The sequence below is a fragment of the Actinomadura sp. NPDC000929 genome (genome assembly GCF_040492065.1).
GTDB lineage: Bacteria > Actinomycetota > Actinomycetes > Streptosporangiales > Streptosporangiaceae > Spirillospora > Spirillospora verrucosospora.
The window spans coordinates 24,598-39,713 of the sequence record NZ_JBEUPA010000067.1 but is presented as its reverse complement, the minus strand read 5'-3'; the positions used below and the strand labels follow the sequence as shown (position 1 = coordinate 39,713).

At 71.7% G+C, this 15,116-nt stretch carries 18 protein-coding genes; 11 read left to right on the top strand and 7 right to left on the bottom strand.

The features are described from left to right. Nucleotides 1-678: adenosylcobinamide-GDP ribazoletransferase (locus ABWI04_RS22945; RefSeq protein ID WP_353833727.1), on the bottom strand; the 678-nt coding region annotated here is incomplete at its 3' end. 16 nt (nucleotides 679-694) lie between these two features. Continuing rightward, entirely contained in the window at nucleotides 695-1,639 is a 945-nt protein-coding gene (locus ABWI04_RS22940) for a bifunctional adenosylcobinamide kinase/adenosylcobinamide-phosphate guanylyltransferase (protein WP_353833726.1), read from the bottom strand. Between the two features lie 66 nt (nucleotides 1,640-1,705). Between ABWI04_RS22940 and ABWI04_RS22935 the strand changes: the two genes are divergently transcribed. Beyond that, nucleotides 1,706-2,587, top strand: coding sequence for a DsbA family protein (locus ABWI04_RS22935; RefSeq protein ID WP_353833725.1), 882 nt, complete (start codon nucleotides 1,706-1,708; stop codon nucleotides 2,585-2,587). A gap of 37 nt (nucleotides 2,588-2,624) precedes the next feature. Then, nucleotides 2,625-2,822, top strand: coding sequence for a hypothetical protein (locus ABWI04_RS22930; protein ID WP_185023425.1), 198 nt, complete (start codon nucleotides 2,625-2,627; stop codon nucleotides 2,820-2,822). 65 nt (nucleotides 2,823-2,887) lie between these two features. Here the strand turns inward: ABWI04_RS22930 and ABWI04_RS22925 are convergent, their stop codons facing one another. After that, the gene (locus ABWI04_RS22925) at nucleotides 2,888-3,889 is read right to left on the bottom strand and encodes an aldo/keto reductase family protein (RefSeq protein ID WP_353833724.1); all 1,002 of its coding nucleotides are present in this window, start codon (nucleotides 3,887-3,889) and stop codon (nucleotides 2,888-2,890) included. 106 nt (nucleotides 3,890-3,995) lie between these two features. Further along, entirely contained in the window at nucleotides 3,996-4,571 is a 576-nt protein-coding gene (locus tag ABWI04_RS22920; protein ID WP_353833723.1) for a DUF3043 domain-containing protein, read from the bottom strand. Nucleotides 4,572-4,704: 133 nt separating this feature from the next. Between ABWI04_RS22920 and ABWI04_RS22915 the strand changes: the two genes are divergently transcribed. The 4 genes from ABWI04_RS22915 to pspAB all read left to right on the top strand — a co-directional run bounded on the left by ABWI04_RS22915 (nucleotide 4,705) and on the right by pspAB (nucleotide 7,416). Next, nucleotides 4,705-5,514 (top strand): PspA/IM30 family protein, encoded by an 810-nt coding sequence (locus ABWI04_RS22915; RefSeq protein WP_345186099.1) that lies wholly within the window; start codon nucleotides 4,705-4,707, stop codon nucleotides 5,512-5,514. Continuing rightward, the gene (pspAA, locus tag ABWI04_RS22910; RefSeq protein WP_345186102.1) at nucleotides 5,511-5,789 is read left to right on the top strand and encodes a PspA-associated protein PspAA; all 279 of its coding nucleotides are present in this window, start codon (nucleotides 5,511-5,513) and stop codon (nucleotides 5,787-5,789) included. The genes ABWI04_RS22915 and pspAA overlap by 4 nt, the downstream gene beginning before the upstream one ends. A 136-nt stretch (nucleotides 5,790-5,925) precedes the next feature. After that, nucleotides 5,926-6,843 carry a zinc metalloprotease HtpX gene (gene htpX / locus ABWI04_RS22905; RefSeq protein WP_345186106.1) on the top strand — a complete coding sequence of 306 codons (918 nt, stop codon included), beginning with the start codon at nucleotides 5,926-5,928 and terminating at the stop codon, nucleotides 6,841-6,843. Nucleotides 6,844-6,846: 3 nt separating this feature from the next. Further along, a complete protein-coding gene (pspAB, locus tag ABWI04_RS22900) occupies nucleotides 6,847-7,416 on the top strand; it encodes a PspA-associated protein PspAB (protein ID WP_345186108.1) in 570 nt (189 codons plus the stop codon). A gap of 27 nt (nucleotides 7,417-7,443) precedes the next feature. On the opposite strand, the gene nadA is transcribed toward pspAB, so the two are convergent. Then, a complete protein-coding gene (gene nadA / locus ABWI04_RS22895) occupies nucleotides 7,444-8,598 on the bottom strand; it encodes a quinolinate synthase NadA (protein WP_353833722.1) in 1,155 nt (384 codons plus the stop codon). Nucleotides 8,599-8,833: 235 nt separating this feature from the next. Between nadA and ABWI04_RS22890 the strand changes: the two genes are divergently transcribed. Next, nucleotides 8,834-9,196, top strand: coding sequence for a HesB/IscA family protein (locus ABWI04_RS22890; protein ID WP_345186114.1), 363 nt, complete (start codon nucleotides 8,834-8,836; stop codon nucleotides 9,194-9,196). A 204-nt stretch (nucleotides 9,197-9,400) separates the two neighbouring features. Then, complete coding sequence (locus ABWI04_RS22885; protein ID WP_345186179.1) at nucleotides 9,401-10,387, top strand: carbohydrate kinase family protein; 987 nt, start codon at nucleotides 9,401-9,403, stop codon at nucleotides 10,385-10,387. A gap of 79 nt (nucleotides 10,388-10,466) precedes the next feature. On the opposite strand, the gene ABWI04_RS22880 is transcribed toward ABWI04_RS22885, so the two are convergent. Together ABWI04_RS22880 and ABWI04_RS22875 are read right to left on the bottom strand one after the other, a co-directional pair. Next, the gene (locus tag ABWI04_RS22880; RefSeq protein ID WP_345186117.1) at nucleotides 10,467-10,775 is read right to left on the bottom strand and encodes a sulfurtransferase TusA family protein; all 309 of its coding nucleotides are present in this window, start codon (nucleotides 10,773-10,775) and stop codon (nucleotides 10,467-10,469) included. Further along, nucleotides 10,772-11,950 carry a cysteine desulfurase family protein gene (locus ABWI04_RS22875; RefSeq protein ID WP_345186119.1) on the bottom strand — a complete coding sequence of 393 codons (1,179 nt, stop codon included), beginning with the start codon at nucleotides 11,948-11,950 and terminating at the stop codon, nucleotides 10,772-10,774. Before ABWI04_RS22875 ends, ABWI04_RS22880 begins: the two co-directional genes overlap by 4 nt. 126 nt (nucleotides 11,951-12,076) lie before the next feature. On the opposite strand from ABWI04_RS22875, the gene ctaC reads away from it, so the two are divergent. From ctaC to ABWI04_RS22860, 3 genes are read left to right on the top strand one after another with little or no spacing between them, the layout of a single operon-like run. Next, on the top strand, nucleotides 12,077-12,904 hold the full coding sequence (gene ctaC / locus ABWI04_RS22870; RefSeq protein ID WP_446678590.1) for an aa3-type cytochrome oxidase subunit II: 828 nt from the start codon (nucleotides 12,077-12,079) through the stop codon (nucleotides 12,902-12,904). Further along, nucleotides 12,901-14,568, top strand: a complete 1,668-nt coding sequence (gene ctaD / locus ABWI04_RS22865) for an aa3-type cytochrome oxidase subunit I (protein WP_179842940.1) — start codon at nucleotides 12,901-12,903, stop codon at nucleotides 14,566-14,568. The genes ctaC and ctaD overlap by 4 nt, the downstream gene beginning before the upstream one ends. Before the next feature lie 3 nt (nucleotides 14,569-14,571). Beyond that, entirely contained in the window at nucleotides 14,572-14,982 is a 411-nt protein-coding gene (locus ABWI04_RS22860; protein ID WP_179833731.1) for a cytochrome c oxidase subunit 4, read from the top strand. The last annotated feature ends 134 nt before the right edge of the window (nucleotides 14,983-15,116 follow it).

Genomic DNA, 15,116 nt, shown 5'->3' with positions numbered 1-15,116 from the left:
GCCGAGGCGGCGCACGGCGCGGCGGAGCACCGGCAGGGCGGCGGCGAGCCCGGCGGCCACCGCCGCCGCGCCGTGCAGGGCGCCGCCGAGGCCGCCTACGGCCAGTCCCGCGGTCGTCGCGGCCGCCAGGACGGCGGCCGTGGCGGCGAGCGCCGCGCGTGCCGGCACGGTGCCCGCCACCAGGGCCCCGAGGCCGCCGGGCCGCGCCGGCGGCACGCCCGTGCGGCACGCCCACGGGAGCGCCAGCCGTCCGGTGACCGAGGCGACGAGCGCGGCGAAGGCGGGGTGCGGCGCCGACGCCAGGGCGGCCACCTGGACCATCAGCGTCAGCAGCAGGGTGACGACGCCGAACGGGCCGATGTCGGACCGCTTCATGATCGCCAGTGCCCCGGCGGCGGGACGCCCGCTGCCGAGGCCGTCGGCGAGGTCGGCGAGGCCGTCCAGATGCAGGGCGCGGGTGACCGCCGCGGACGCGGCCACCGCGAGCGCCGCGGCGAGCAGGCCGGAGAGGCCGAGCGGGCCGCCCGCGAGCAGGACCAGCGCGGCGGCCCCGCCCGGGATCAGCCCGGCGGCGGGGGCGAGCAGCATCGCCGAACGCGCGGCGTCGCGGTCGACCCGGCCCGTGCCCAGCGGGACGACGGTGAGCAGCGTCACCGCCAGCCGCAGGCCGGCGGTCATCCGAGGTCCGGGACGGTCACCGGAGCTCCATGACGCGGCCCGCGACGACCAGCGCCGCCTCCTCGGACTCGGCCGCGAGCCGCTGGTTGGCCCGGCCGAGCACGTCCCGGAACGCGCGCCCGGACGCCGTCGTCGGCACCAGCGACAGGCCGACCTCGTCGCTCACCGCGACGACCCGCGCCGCCGTGCCCCGCCAGGCCGCGACGAGGCCGTCCACGAGCGGCCCCACCCGCGCCGGCTCCTCCCAGGCGTCCGTCTCGGACATGGCGGCCGCGAGCCAGGTGCCGATGCCGTCCACCAGCACCGGGCCGGTCGCCGACGCGAGCACGCCGGCGAGCTCGGTCGTCTCCACGGTGCGCCACCACGCCGGGCGGCGCAGACGGTGCGCGGCGACGCGCTCGGCCCACTCGGGGTCGTCGCCGCGGACGGGGCCGGTCGCGACGTAGAGGACGTCCGAGCACCCGGCCAGGCGCGCCTCCGCCTCGGCGGACTTGCCCGACCGGCTTCCGCCGAGGAGCAGCGTCCGGAACGGGCCGTGCTCCGAGCGGTTCCAGAAGGCCATGCGCCGCTCCAGCTCGGACGGCGAGGACAGGCGGTGGTCGACGTGGACGGCGACGACCCGCGTCTCCGGCGTCACGGCCCCCGTGTGGCGCAGGTATCCCAGGTGGTCCGGCGATCCGGCCATGTCCAGCAGCACGGCGTCGTACACGGCGCCCGCGGACGGCTCCGGCCTGGCCCCCGGACCCGCGGCCACCAGCGCGCGCCCTCCGCCGGGCGCGCGGACCTCGTACCCGCCGGGCACGTCCGTCCGCGGCAGGTCCTCCAGCGCGACGCCGTCGACCGCGGCGGCGAACGGCTCGTGCCGGACGCCCGCCGCGCGCAGCCGGCCGCACGACGCGCAACGGCACCCCGGCGCCGGCCAGCCCTGTGCGGCGGCGACGCCGCGAAGTTCGATGTTCATCCCGCCGCGAACTCTACGGTTACCCTCGGCCGTAAGGATCACGACGCCCCCTCTGGAGGAGTCCCGGTGGGCAACCCCCCGAACGCGCCCTGGCCCCCGCGACCGGGTCAGGGCGGGCAGCAGCCGCCCTACGGCCCGCCGCCCTTCCCGCCCGGCGGCCCCGCGCCGGGCCCCGCGCCGGGATGGCCGCCGGGCCCGCCCGGCATGCCCGGAGCGCCCCCGCCGGGACGCCGCGGCGGCGGCCTGGTGATCGCGCTGGTCGGGGCCGGGCTCGTCCTTGTGCTCGCGGTGGCCGCCGTCTTCGTCTTCCTCGTCCGGGGCGGCGACGACGGGGGAGGCGACGGCGGCGGGGAGCGGCTGAGGGTCGGCAAGATCGCCGGCGGCGCCGAGGCCACGCCCCTCGCGGACGGGAGCCTCACCATGGCCCGCCCGGGCGTCACGGCCCCGGTCGTCGACATCTACGAGGACTTCGCCTGCCCGCCCTGCGGCGCCTTCGACCGCCGGCACGACCCGATGCTCAAGCAGCTGGCCGTCGAGGGCCGCGCCAAGGTCGTCTTCCATCCGATGCTGATCTTCGGTGCGGGCACGCAGCCGGCCCACGACAACTCGCTGCGGGCCGCGGCGGCGCTGCGCTGCGTCACCGACGGCGCCCACTGGCTCTCCTACCAGGACGCCCTCTACGCCCATCAGCCCGAGAACGAGAACGCCACCGGCTACCTGACCCAGGACCTGCTCTCCTACGCGGAGCCGCTGGGGCTCACCGGCGACGACTTCACGTCGTGCGTGAAGAACCAGCGCCACGCCGCCGGCGTGAAGACCGTCAGCCAGGGCTACATATCGTCCGGTATCCAGGGGACGCCCAGCGTGCGGGTCAACGGGCGGACGCTCGCCCAGTCCGACACCGAGAGCCCGGACGCGCTGCGCCGCGCCATTGAGGCCGCCGCCTGACCGGCTAGTCTCACCGCGACGAGGGAGGTCGAGGGCGATGGCGTGGAGCTGGCGGCTGGAGAAGGCCGACGGGCGGACGATCGGCATGTCGGAGGAGACCTTCTCCACCCAGGCGGACGCGGAGAGCTGGCTGGGGGAGAACTGGCGGGGGCTGCGCACCGAGGAGGTCGACAAGGTGACCCTCCTGGACGGCGACACGATCGTGTACGGGATGAGCCTGCACGACCCGGAGTGACCGGCCGGGAAGAGAGAGGGCCGCGAAGCGTCGCGCTCCGCGGCCCCCGGTGATGCCCGCCGGGCTCAGGGGCGCCTGCGCGGGCTGACGGTCTTGGCCGGGTCGCGGATGACGGTGTCGCCGAGGATCTCGTCGATCCGCTTCATCACGTCGGCGTCCAGCTTCACCCCGGCCGCCCGCACGTTGTCGGCGACCTGCTCGGGGCGGGACGCGCCCACGATCGCCGCCGAGACGTTCGGGTTCTGCAGGGTCCAGGCGATCGCGAGCTGCGCCATCGACAGGCCGAGGTCGTCCGCGACCGGCCGCAGGTTCTGCACGCGGGTCAGCAGGTCGTCGTCCAGGTAGCGCTTGATCATGTCGGCGCCGCCCTTGTCGTCGGTGGCGCGCGACCCCTCCGGAAGGGGCTGCCCCGGCTTGTACTTGCCGGTCAGGACGCCCTGCGCGATCGGCGACCAGACGATCTGGCCGACGCCCTCGCGCTCGCAGAGCGGGACGACCTCCTCCTCGATGACCCGCCACAGCATCGAGTACTGCGGCTGGCTGGAGACGATCCGGTCGAAGCCCATCTCGTCGGCGATCTTCAGGGCGCGCTCGATCTCCTCGGCCCGCCACTCCGACACCCCGACATAGAGGACCTTGCCCTGCCGGACGAGGTCGTCGAAGGCCCGGAGGGTCTCCTCCAGCGGGGTCTCGTAGTCGAACCGGTGGGCCTGGTACAGGTCCACGTAGTCGGTCCCGAGGCGGCGCAGGGAGCCGTGGATCGACTCGAAGACGTGCTTGCGGGAGAGGCCACGGTCGTTCACCCCGGGACCCGTCGGCCAGTAGACCTTGGTGAAGATCTCCAGCCCCTCGCGGCGCTGCCCCTTCAGCGCCCGCCCGAGCACCTCCTCGGCGCGCGTGCCGGCGTAGACGTCGGCGGTGTCGAACGTGGTCACGCCCTCGTCGAGGGCGGCCCGCACGCAGGCGCGCGCCGCGTCCTCCTCGACCTGAGAGCCGTGGGTGAGCCAGTTGCCGTACGCGATCTCGCTGATCTTCAGACCGCTCCGGCCCAGGTTTCGGAACTCCATGGCCCCGACCCTAGCCCCGCCCCGCGCGTGCGGCGCGTGGCGGACGCCTCCGCCGGGCGCGGTCCCGGAGCCGGCCCTCAGGCCCCGGCCTCGCCCGTACCCGCGCTCAGACCTTGTCCTTCTCGCCGAGGCGCACCCGCGGGTTCGGGATCCGCAGCCGGCGGATCTGCATCGCGCGCATCGCGGCGTACATGCCGACGCCCTTGGCGTCCTCGCCGGGGTAGCGCTCGGCGGCGAGCCGCTTGATGCCGCGGCTCAGCAGGAAGCCCTCCGCGAACACCACCACGAGCAGCAGCGGCGGCGCGAACAGGACCAGCAGCCGGGCCGCCGGGATCGGCAGGAGGCTGAGCAGCACGATCGCGAACATCGCGTACATCAGGTAGGAGCCGACCGTGCGGCGCGAGTCGACGTAGTCGCGGGCCAGCCGGCGCACGGGGCCCCGGTCGCGCTTGAGCAGATGCTTCTCGTCGCCCTTGGCCATGCCCTCGCGCGCCTTGGCGCGGTCGACGGCCTGCCGCTCCCGCACCTTCTTGTAGGCCTCCTTGCGGGTCGCCGGAGCCGTGATCGGCTGCCGGCGGCGCTTCTCGGCCTCGCTGCGCTTGGGCGTGGGACGGCCCTTGCCGCCGGGCTTTACTACCTGAGGAGGATCCGGCGGGGCCTCCGGGGTACGACGCTTGAACACAGGGATCAGCCTACCGGCTGCGAACATCGTGGCTGCCTCGCGCGTTAACGCGTAGGGTGATAAGAACCCCAGCAGTGGTCATTGAGCCCAGTTCACGACTGAGGCGACAGCACGAAGGGACCGGCGCCGCGCGATGAGCGTGATGAAGCGAATGTCGATGATCTTCAAGTCCAAGGCGAACAAGGCCCTGGACCGGATGGAAGACCCTCGGGAGACCCTCGATTACTCCTACCAGCGCCAGCTGGAGATGCTGCAGAAGGTCCGTCGCGGGGTCGCCGACGTCGCCACCTCGCGCAAGCGTCTCGAACTGCAGATCAACCAGCTCGAGCAGCAGCAGAGCAAGCTGACCGACCAGGGCAAGAAGGCGCTGCAGGTGGGCCGCGAGGACCTCGCCCGCGAGGCGCTGACCCGCCGCTCCGGCCTGGAGAGCCAGCTCAACGACCTGCGCGGGCAGTACCAGCAGCTGCAGGGCGAGGAGGAGAAGCTCACGCTCGCCTCCCAGCGGCTGCAGGCCAAGGTCGACTCCTTCCGCACCCGCAAGGAGACGATCAAGGCGACCTACACGGCCGCCGAGGCGCAGACCAAGATCAACGAGGCGTTCTCCGGCATCTCCGAGGAGATGGGCGACGTCGGCCTGGCGATCCAGCGCGCCGAGGAGAAGACCGACACGATGAAGGCCCGCGCCGGCGCGATCGACGAGCTGCTGGCCTCCGGCGCCCTGGAGGACTTCTCCGGTCCCAAGGACGACATCCAGGCCGAGCTCGACCGGATGGGCTCCGGCCCCGGCGTCGACCTGGAGCTGGAGCGCCTCAAGGCCGAACTCGGCCAGGGCCCCGCGCCCAAGGAGCTGAACCAGGGCTCGCCGACCGCCCAGCCGCAGCACCAGCAGCAGGACACCCCCCAGCAGGCTCCGTGGCCGCAGAACCCCGGGGGTGCCCAGTGATCGTTCGTCTGATGGGCGAGGGCCAGCTCGACGTGGCCGAGGGCGACCTGTCCTCGCTCAACTCCCTCGACGCCGAGCTGGAGGCGGCGATCGAGTCGGGCGACGAGACCGCGTTCCGCGCCGCCCTGCACGCCCTGCTGGACAACGTCCGCAAGGTGGGCAGGCCGCTTCCGCCCGACAGCCTGGAGCCGTCCGAGCTGATCCTGCCCCCGGCGGACGCGCACATCGACGAGGTGCGCTCCATGCTGGGCGACGAGGGGCTCATCCCGGACTGACCGGCTGCGGGCTCGGGCCGTCCTCCGGGACGACCCCGGCCGCGCGGGCCCGGGCCGCGTTATGGACATCCGGGCACAAAACCCGCGCCTTGGACGTTCGTCCAAGTGAAGAGCAGTAAGGACTGGGGGTGGCCGGATGGCCAGAACGCGTTACGCCTCCGACCGGGGGCTGACATCGCGGATGCTCGTGACGATGTTCCTGCTGGGGCTGGTGTACGTCGTCTTCGTGGGGGCATTTTTCGTCTTCGTGCCGAACTGGGCCGGCGTCGCGCTGGTCGTCGCGGTGCTGTTCCTCCTCGCCCAGTACTTCTTCTCCGACCGCATGACGCTGTTCGCCATGCACGGCCGGGTGGTCTCCCCCCAGGAGGCGCCCGAGCTGCACGGCGTCATCGACCGCATCTGCGCGATGTCGGACGCCCCGAAGCCGCGGGTCGCGATCGCCGACACCGACGTGCCGAACGCGTTCGCCACCGGCCGCAACCAGAAGAAGGCCGTGGTCTGCGTGACCACCGGCCTGCTGCGCCGGCTCGACCCGGTCGAGCTGGAGGGCGTGCTCGCGCACGAGATGGCGCACGTCGCGCACAAGGACGTCGCGGTCATGACGATCGCCTCGTTCCTCGGCATCCTCGCCGGCCTGATCACCCGGTTCGGGCTCCAGTGGGGGCTGTGGGGCGGGTTCGGGCGCCGCAGCAACGACCAGAACACCGGGCTGATCCTGCTGGCCGTCGTCGCGGCCAGCGCGCTCGCCTACGCGGTCAGCTTCCTGCTCACCCGGGCCCTGTCGCGCTACCGCGAGCTGTCGGCCGACCGCGCCGCCGCGCTGCTGACCGGGCGCCCCTCCGCCCTGGCCAGCGCGCTGACGAAGGTCAGCGGCGAGATCGCGCGGATCCCGACCAGCGACCTGCGCTCCTCGCAGGCGTTCAACGCCTTCTTCTTCACCCCGGCGCTCGGCAGGGGGGTCAGCGTCTCCGCGCTGTTCTCCACCCACCCGTCGCTGGACCGGCGGCTCGCGCAGCTGTCGAAGATCTCCGAGCAGCTCAGCAGGGGAGTGTGATCCGTGGGGTTCCTGGACACCCTGCTCGGCCGGTCCAAGCCGGCCAAACCCGACCTCGACCAGATCTTCGGGCTGTCGACCGCGGCCGTCACCCTGGAGGCGGCGACGGGCTTCACCCCGACCGGGCTCGGATCGGTGTGCTTCCGCGCGGCCGAGGGCGGCGCGTTCGCGCGCCTCCAGGCCGACGTCCAGGAGCTGCTGGACGCCGACGAGGGCCCCAAGGTCCAGATCAGCACCGACGGCTACGGCTACACGTGGCTGCTCGCCGAGCAGCGCCCCGACCAGCTGCCCGATCTCGTCACGGACCTGCACGCGGTGAACGCGACGCTGGAGGCGGGCGGGTTCGGCCCGCACCTGCTGTGCTCCCTGGTCGGGTTCAAGGGCCCCGACGGCCGCCGCCTCGCACTCGTCTACCTCTACAAGCGCGGGACGTTCTACCCCTTCGCGCCGCTCCCCGGAGACAAGCGCGACAACGCGCTCGAACTCCAGGTGCGCGGCGCGATCGGCGCGGACCTGCGGTTCGAGCAGGACCTCGGCCGGTGGTTCCCCGTCTGGGGCGCCCCCGGCCTGTGATCCCGTCCGGCGGCCGGCCGCGCCCGGTCAGGGCAGGGCGAGCATCTGGTCGAGGGCGGCGCGGGCGTGGTGCGCGGTCTCCTCGTCCACCTCGATGACGTTCTCGACCTTCCCCGCGACCAGCGACTCCAGCGTCAGCACCAGGTGCGGCAGGTCGATCCGGTTCATCGTCGAGCAGTAGCAGACGGTCTTGTCGAGGAACATCACGTTCTTGTCCGGGTGGGCGTTCGCCAGTCTCCGCACGAGGTTCAGTTCCGTCCCCACGGCCCAGGACGATCCGGGCTCGGCGGCCTCGATCGCCTTGATGATGTATTCGGTCGAGCCGATCTGGTCGGCGGCCGTGACGACCTCGTGCCGGCACTCGGGGTGCACGAGGACGTTGACCCCCGGCACCCGCGCGCGGACGTCGTCCACCGACTCCTTGGTGAACCGGCCGTGCACCGAGCAGTGGCCCCTCCACAGGATCATCCTGGCGTCCCGCAGCTGCCGGTGCGTGAGGCCGCCCTCGCGGCGGTGCGGGCTGTAGACGACGCAGTCGTCCAGGGAGAAGCCCATCTCCAGGACGGCGGTGTTGCGGCCGAGGTGCTGGTCGGGCAGGAACAGGACCTTCTTGCCCTTGCCGTAGGCCCAGTCGAGGGCGCGCTTGGCGTTGGACGAGGTGCACACCACCCCGCCGTGCCGCCCGACGAACCCCTTGATGTCGGCGGAGGAGTTCATGTAGGTCACGGGGACGACGTCGTCGGCGATCCCGGCGTCCTCCAGGACCTCCCAGCACTCCTCGACCTGGTCGAAGGTCGCCATGTCGGCCATCGAGCAGCCCGCGCCGAGGTCGGGCAGGATCACCCGCTGGTGGGCGGCGGTCAGGATGTCGGCCGACTCGGCCATGAAGTGGACGCCGCAGAACACGATGTAGGGCGCCTCGGGGCGGGCCGCGGCCCGCTGGGCCAGCTTGAACGAGTCGCCGGTCACGTCCGCGAACTGGATGACCTCGTCACGCTGGTAGTGGTGTCCGAGCACGAACACGCGGTCGCCGCGCGCCGCCTGGGCGGCGCGGGCCCGCTCGACGAGGGCGGGGTCGGACGCCGCCGGCAGCTCGCCGGGGCAGTCCACGCCGCGTTCGCTCGCGGGGTCGGCGCCGCTGCCGAGCAGCAGCAGCGGTAGGTCGCGCACTGGGGTGGTCACGGCGGTCTCCCTTCGCGACGGGACTTATCGTCGCTTTGACGACTAATGATGGCATACGCGGCGGGGGGTTGGCGGTGTGACGTAGACCGCACCCGTCCGGGGCGTTAAAGACGGCCGAGAAGCGGAATGGCCATGTGGCGAGGTACGTTGTCCTACGGGAAGAGGCACAGACGTCTTCGAGGACAAGCGACAGTCCGCCGCTAGCGCGGCGCAGCGAGACCCGGGAGCTGAACACATGACGGTTTCAGGCGAGACCACGCAGGAGACCACGCAGCAGGGCGTCGTCCTCACCGACGCCGCCGCCGAGAAGGCCAGGGGCCTGCTTGAGCAGGAGGGCCGCGATGACCTTGCGCTGCGTGTCGCCGTGCAGCCGGGCGGCTGCTCCGGTCTGATCTACCAGCTCTTCTTCGACGAGCGCGAGATGGACGGCGACCAGATCCAGGACTTCGGCGGCCTGTCGGTGCGCGTCGACCGGATGAGCGCGCCCTACCTCACGGGCGCCACGATCGACTTCGTCGACTCGATCGAGAAGCAGGGCTTCACGATCGACAACCCGAACGCGTCGGGTTCCTGCGCCTGCGGCGACTCCTTCAACTGACGCGCGCCGAGCGCGCGGCGGTCGAGCGTCGAGCACAGGAGGGGCGGTCCGGACCCGTGGTCGGGGCCGCCCCTCGATGCTGCCCTGCGGGCGTCCCGCGGCGAACTGTCGTGCGGCGGTGATGTGTGGTGCGATGGTGGGTAGCCTGACGGGTTCGAACAGCCGGTGAAACAGCCGGACGACCACGACGAGGAGAGCGACGCCGTGCGCATCGCCGTGACCGGTTCCATTGCGACCGACCATCTGATGACCTTCCCCGGAAGGTTCACCGACCAGCTCCTGCCCGACCAGCTCCACCGGGTCTCGCTGTCCTTCCTGGTGGACGAGCTGGAGATCCGCCGCGGCGGCATCGCCGCCAACATCTGCTTCGGCATGGGCAGTCTCGGCAAGGAGTCCATCCTCGTCGGCTCCGTCGGTGACGACTTCGCCGACTACCGCTCCTGGCTCGAACGGCACACGGTCGACACCGCCTCGGTGCACGTGTCCGAGATCCACCACACGGCGCGGTTCCTGTGCACCACCGACCAGGACCAGAACCAGATCGCCACGTTCTACGCCGGCGCGATGAGCGAGGCCCGCTCCATCGAGCTGCGGCCCGTGGCCGACCGCGTCGGCGGCCTCGACCTCGTCGTGGTGAGCCCGAACGACCCGGAGGCGATGCTGCGGCACACCGACGAGTGCCGCGACCGCGGCATCCCGTTCGCCGCCGACCCCTCCCAGCAGCTCGCCCGGATGGACGGCGCCGACGTCCGCCGCCTCATCGACGGCGCCGCCTACCTGTTCAGCAACGAGTACGAGAAGGCCCTGGCGGAGGAGAAGACGGGCTGGTCGGGGGAGGAGATCCTCTCCCGCGTCGGCGTCCGCGTCACCACCCTCGGCGCCAAGGGCGTCGTCATCGACCGCGAGGGCGAGGAGGGCGTCCACGTCCCCTGCGTCCAGGTCGACTCCGTCGTCGACCCGACCGGCGTCGGCGACGCGTTCCGCGCCGGCTTCCTCTCGGCGACCGCCTGGGACCTGCCGCTCGAACGCGCCGCCCAGGTCGGCAACGCCATCGCCGCGCACGCCCTCGAAGCCGCCGGCCCGCAGGAGTACACCCTCGGGCGCCGGGCGTTCCTCGACCGCTTCGCGGCCGCCTACGGCGCCGACGCCGCGGCCGACATCGAGCCGCACGTCGTCTGCCCGACCCCGTAGCCGCGCCCCTGACACGGGCACATCGGAAGGCCGCGCCGCTCCGGCGCGGCCTTCCGCGTGTCCTCGGCCTTGCGCGCGCCTAGTAGGTGCGGCGGATGTGGAAGCCCCAGCCGCCCTGCCGGAGGGTCTCCTCGCGGACGAAGTCCTGGGACTTCATGCGGCACCAGGCGGGGATGTCGGTGCGGGCGGCGGCGTCGTCGGCGAGGACGGCGACGACCTGCCCGACCGGGACCTCCCGGATCCGCTCGGCCAGCATGATGATCGGGATGGGGCACTTGCGGCCGAGCGCGTCGATGACGAGCACGGGCGGCGGCCCCTCCGGCTCCGCGGGGGGCGGCGGCGCGTCGGCGGGCGGTGTGACGGTCCTGGCGCGGCCTCGGAACCTCATGGGCGCGACCGCCTCCCTGTCTCGAAGGTGTTCATCGTCGCCCGGCGGAGGCGGGCGACGGCGTCGGGAAGCACGGTGAGGAAGCGGCCGACATCCTCCGACCCGACGCCTCGCGGCAGCGATACCCGCACGTTCCCATGCGTAATCACCCCCATCGCCTCCAGCACATGGCTCGGACGCAGCGTATCCGCAGTGCAGGAGCTGCCGGAGGAAACGGCGAAACCCAGCCGGTCGAGTTCGGTCAGCAGCGCCTCCCCCTCCACGTACAGGCAGGAGAACGTCACCAGGTGGGGGAGCCGGCGGACCGGGTCGCCGATCACCTCGACGTCGGGGACGCTCCGCGGCACCTCCGTCCGGATGCGGTCCACCAGAGCGGAGACGCGCGGAGCGTCGGCCGCCATGTCGGCGCGGTAGGCCGTCAGCGCGGCCGCGGCCGCCGCGATCGCGGGGACGTTCTCGAACCCGGGGACCCGGCGCGCCTCGCGCTCGTCGTCCGGCAGCGGCGAGCGCCACCGGGTGCCCTTGCGGACGGCGAGCACGCCGACGCCGGCGGGCCCGCCCCACTTGTGGGCGCTTCCGGCGAGGAGCGACCACCCGCCGGGGACGTCGGCCCGCCCGAGGGACTGCGCCGCGTCGACGAACAGCGGCACGCCGGCCGCGCGGCAGGCCCGCCCGACCTCCTCGACGGGCTGGAGGGTGCCGACCTCGTGGTTGGCCGACTGCAGGCAGGCCAGCGCGGTGTCGGGGCGCAGCGCCGCCGCGAACTCCGCGGCGTCGACGCGGCCGGTGCGGTCGACGCCGACGAGGGTGACCTCGCCGCCGTCTCGCTCGTGCAGCTCGGCGGCGTGCAGGACGCTGGAGTGCTCGACGGCGCTCGCCACCAGGTGCCGCCCGGTGCGCCGGCGCGCCTGGAGCCCCCCGAGGACCGCCAGGTGCACCGCCTGGGTGCCCGACGACGTGAACGACACCTCGTCGGCACGGGCGCCCAGGACGCCGGCGACACGCGCGCGTGCCCGGTCGAGCAGCATCCGGGTGCCGCGGGCCGCCCCGTACAGCCGTGCGGGATCGGCCCAGGCCGCGTCCAGCGCCTCGATCAGCGCGGCGCGCGCCGCCGGATGCGGCGGCTCGGTTGACGCGGCGTCGAAGTAGCCGCCTGGATCGCTCGGTCCTGCCACGTGAGAACACTAACCGGGCACCCGATCGGGGGTTCGCGCGACCCTCGCGCTAGGGTGTCCACCACACGTGTAATCACTGATCTCTCCGCCCGGCCGACCGGGCTTCATCCGTGGGGAAGGCATTCCGTGAGTCCGACCCGCTCTAGGGAGCGGCGTACGCCTGTGCGCAGTCGCCGCGCATTGAAAAGCGCCGGCGCGCTAGGGCTGCTGGCGCTCTCCGCGACCGCGTGCAGCGGTAGCCGCCTGGGCATGCCCGAGCCGATCAGCGTCCAGGGCGAGCGCATGCTGAAGCTCTGGCAGGGCTCCTGGATCGCGGCGTTCGCGGTCGGGGCCGTGGTCTGGGGCCTGATCATCTGGGCGGTGCTGTTCCACCGCAAGCGCTCCAACGATCTGCCGCCGCAGGTCCGCTACAACATGCCGATCGAGATCCTCTACACGGCGGTCCCGTTCGTCATCATCGCGGTCCTGTTCTACTTCACCGCGAGGGACGAGAACTTCGTCGAGAAGACCACCAAGGACCCCGCGGTGGTCGTCGACGTGATCGGCTTCCAGTGGAGCTGGCAGTTCGACTACAAGGAGAAGGACGCCGCGGGCAAGGAGAGGACGGTCGCCTCCGTCGTCGGCCAGCCCGTCGCCCCGAACGGGCCCGCTCCCGCCAAGCCGGTGATGACGATCCCCTCGGGCAAGACGGTGCGGGTGCGGCTGCACGCCAACGACGTCATCCACTCGTTCTGGGTGCCGGCACTGATCTACAAGAAGGACGTCATGCCGGGCTACACCAACGAGTTCGAGTTCACGGCGAACAAGCTCGGCACCTATGAGGGCCGCTGCGCCGAGCTCTGCGGCGTCGACCACAGCCGGATGCTGTTCCAGCTCAAGGTCGTGACGCCCGAGCAGTACCAGAAGTTCATCGCCGATTCGAAGCAAGCACTGGCCGCGGGAGGTGCCAAGTGACCGCCACGAGTCACGCACCGAGCGCGCCGATCGCCGCGCCGCGGACGAGCAAGGGGCGCATCATCGCCTCCTGGATGTCGTCCACCGACCACAAGGTGATCGGCTACCTCTACCTGATCACCTCGTTCGTGATGTTCCTGTTCGGCGGCGTGCTCGCGCTGCTGATCCGGATGGAGCTGTTCGAGCCGGGGCTGCAGTTCGTCAGCAACGAGCAGTACAACCAGCTGTTCACCATGCACGGCACGATCATGCTGCTGATGTTCGCGACGCCGCTGTTCGCGGGCTTCACCAACGTCATCATGCCGCTGCAGATCGGCGCCCCCGACGTGGCGTTCCCCCGGCTGAACATGCTGGCGTACTGGCTGTTCCTGTTCGGCAGCCTGATCGTCATCGCGGGCTTCCTGACCCCGGGCGGCGCGGCCAGCTTCGGCTGGTTCGCCTACGCCCCGCTGTCGGACGCGGTCCGCTCGCCGGGCGTCGGCGGCGACATGTGGGTGATGGGCCTGGCGATGTCGGGCTTCGGCACCATCATGGGCGCGGTCAACTTCATCACCACGATCCTGTGCATGCGGGCGCCGGGCATGACGATGTTCCGGATGCCGATCTTCACCTGGAACGCGCTGCTGACCTCGATCCTGGTCCTGCTGGCGTTCCCGGTCCTCGCCGCCGCGCTGCTGGCGCTGGAGGCCGACCGCAAGCTCGGCGCGCACATCTTCGACGCCGCGCACGGCGGGGCGCTGCTGTGGCAGCACCTGTTCTGGTTCTTCGGGCATCCGGAGGTCTACATCATCGCCTTGCCGTTCTTCGGCATCGTGACCGAGATCCTCCCGGTGTTCAGCCGCAAGCCCGTCTTCGGCTACATCGGCCTGGTCTTCGCGACCATCACCATCGCGGGCCTGTCCATCACCGTGTGGGCGCACCACATGTTCGTCACCGGCCAGGTGCTGCTGCCGTTCTTCTCCTTCATGACGTTCCTCATCGCCGTTCCCACGGGGGTGAAGTTCTTCAACTGGGTGGGGACCATCTGGCGAGGGCAGTTGACGTTCGAGTCGCCGATGCTGTGGTCGCTGGGCTTCCTCGTGACGTTCCTGTTCGGCGGGCTCACCGGCGTCATCCTGGCGTCGCCGCCGATGGACTTCCAGCTGTCGGACTCCTACTTCGTCGTGGCGCACTTCCACTACGTCGTGTTCGGCACCGTGGTGTTCGCGATGTTCGCCGGCTTCTACTTCTGGTGGCCGAAGTTCACCGGCAAGATGCTGAACGACACCCTCGGCAAGATTCACTTCTGGCTGCTGTTCATCGGCTTCCACGGCACGTTCCTGCTCCAGCACTGGCTGGGCGCCGCGGGCATGCCGCGCCGGTACGCGGACTACCCGAGCGAGTTCCACGGGCTGAACGAGATCTCCAGCATCTTCTCGTTCATCCTCGGTGCCTCGATGCTGCCGTTCTTCTACAACCTCTACATCACGTGGAAGCGGGGCACGCGCGTCGAGGTCGACGACCCGTGGGGCTACTCCAACTCGCTGGAGTGGGCGACCTCCTGCCCGCCGCCGCGGCACAACTTCAACTCGATCCCGAAGATCCGTTCCGAGCGGCCGGCGTTCGACCTGCACCACCCGCACGTGGGTGCCAAGGGCGAGCTGGCCGGGGCGAAGGGGGAGTAGCCGATGCGCGTCCAGGCGTTCATGTTCTACGGGTGCGCGGTCTTCTTCCTCGCCACCGACGTCGTCTACTGGCTCTGGTCCAACGACTGGACGGGCACGACGGCGCTCGCGCTCGCGGTCGGCCTCGCCGGGCTCATCGGGTTCTACATCCACTTCACGGTCCGGCGCCTCGAGCGCGCGAACGCGGGCCCGCTGTACGAGGACGACCCGGAGGGCGAGATCGCGGACGCGGCCGGCGAGCTGGGCTTCTTCAGCCCGCACAGCTGGTGGCCGCTGTTCGTGGCGCTCTCGGCCACGGCCGTGGCGCTCGGCGTCGTGTTCGGCTGGTGGCTGGTGATCCTCGGCGCCGCCGCGGCGATCCTCACGTCCGTCGGTCTGGTGTTCGAGTACTACCGGGGTCATTTCGCCCACTGATCAGTAAAAGAACCCCATCGGGGGCCGGTGTCCGCTTTTTAGCGGGTACCGGCCCTTTCGAACATACTGGGCGCCTTTCCAGCGACCGGGCTGGAAAACGACAGATCGCCCAGTGGAACGACCGGGGGGTCCAC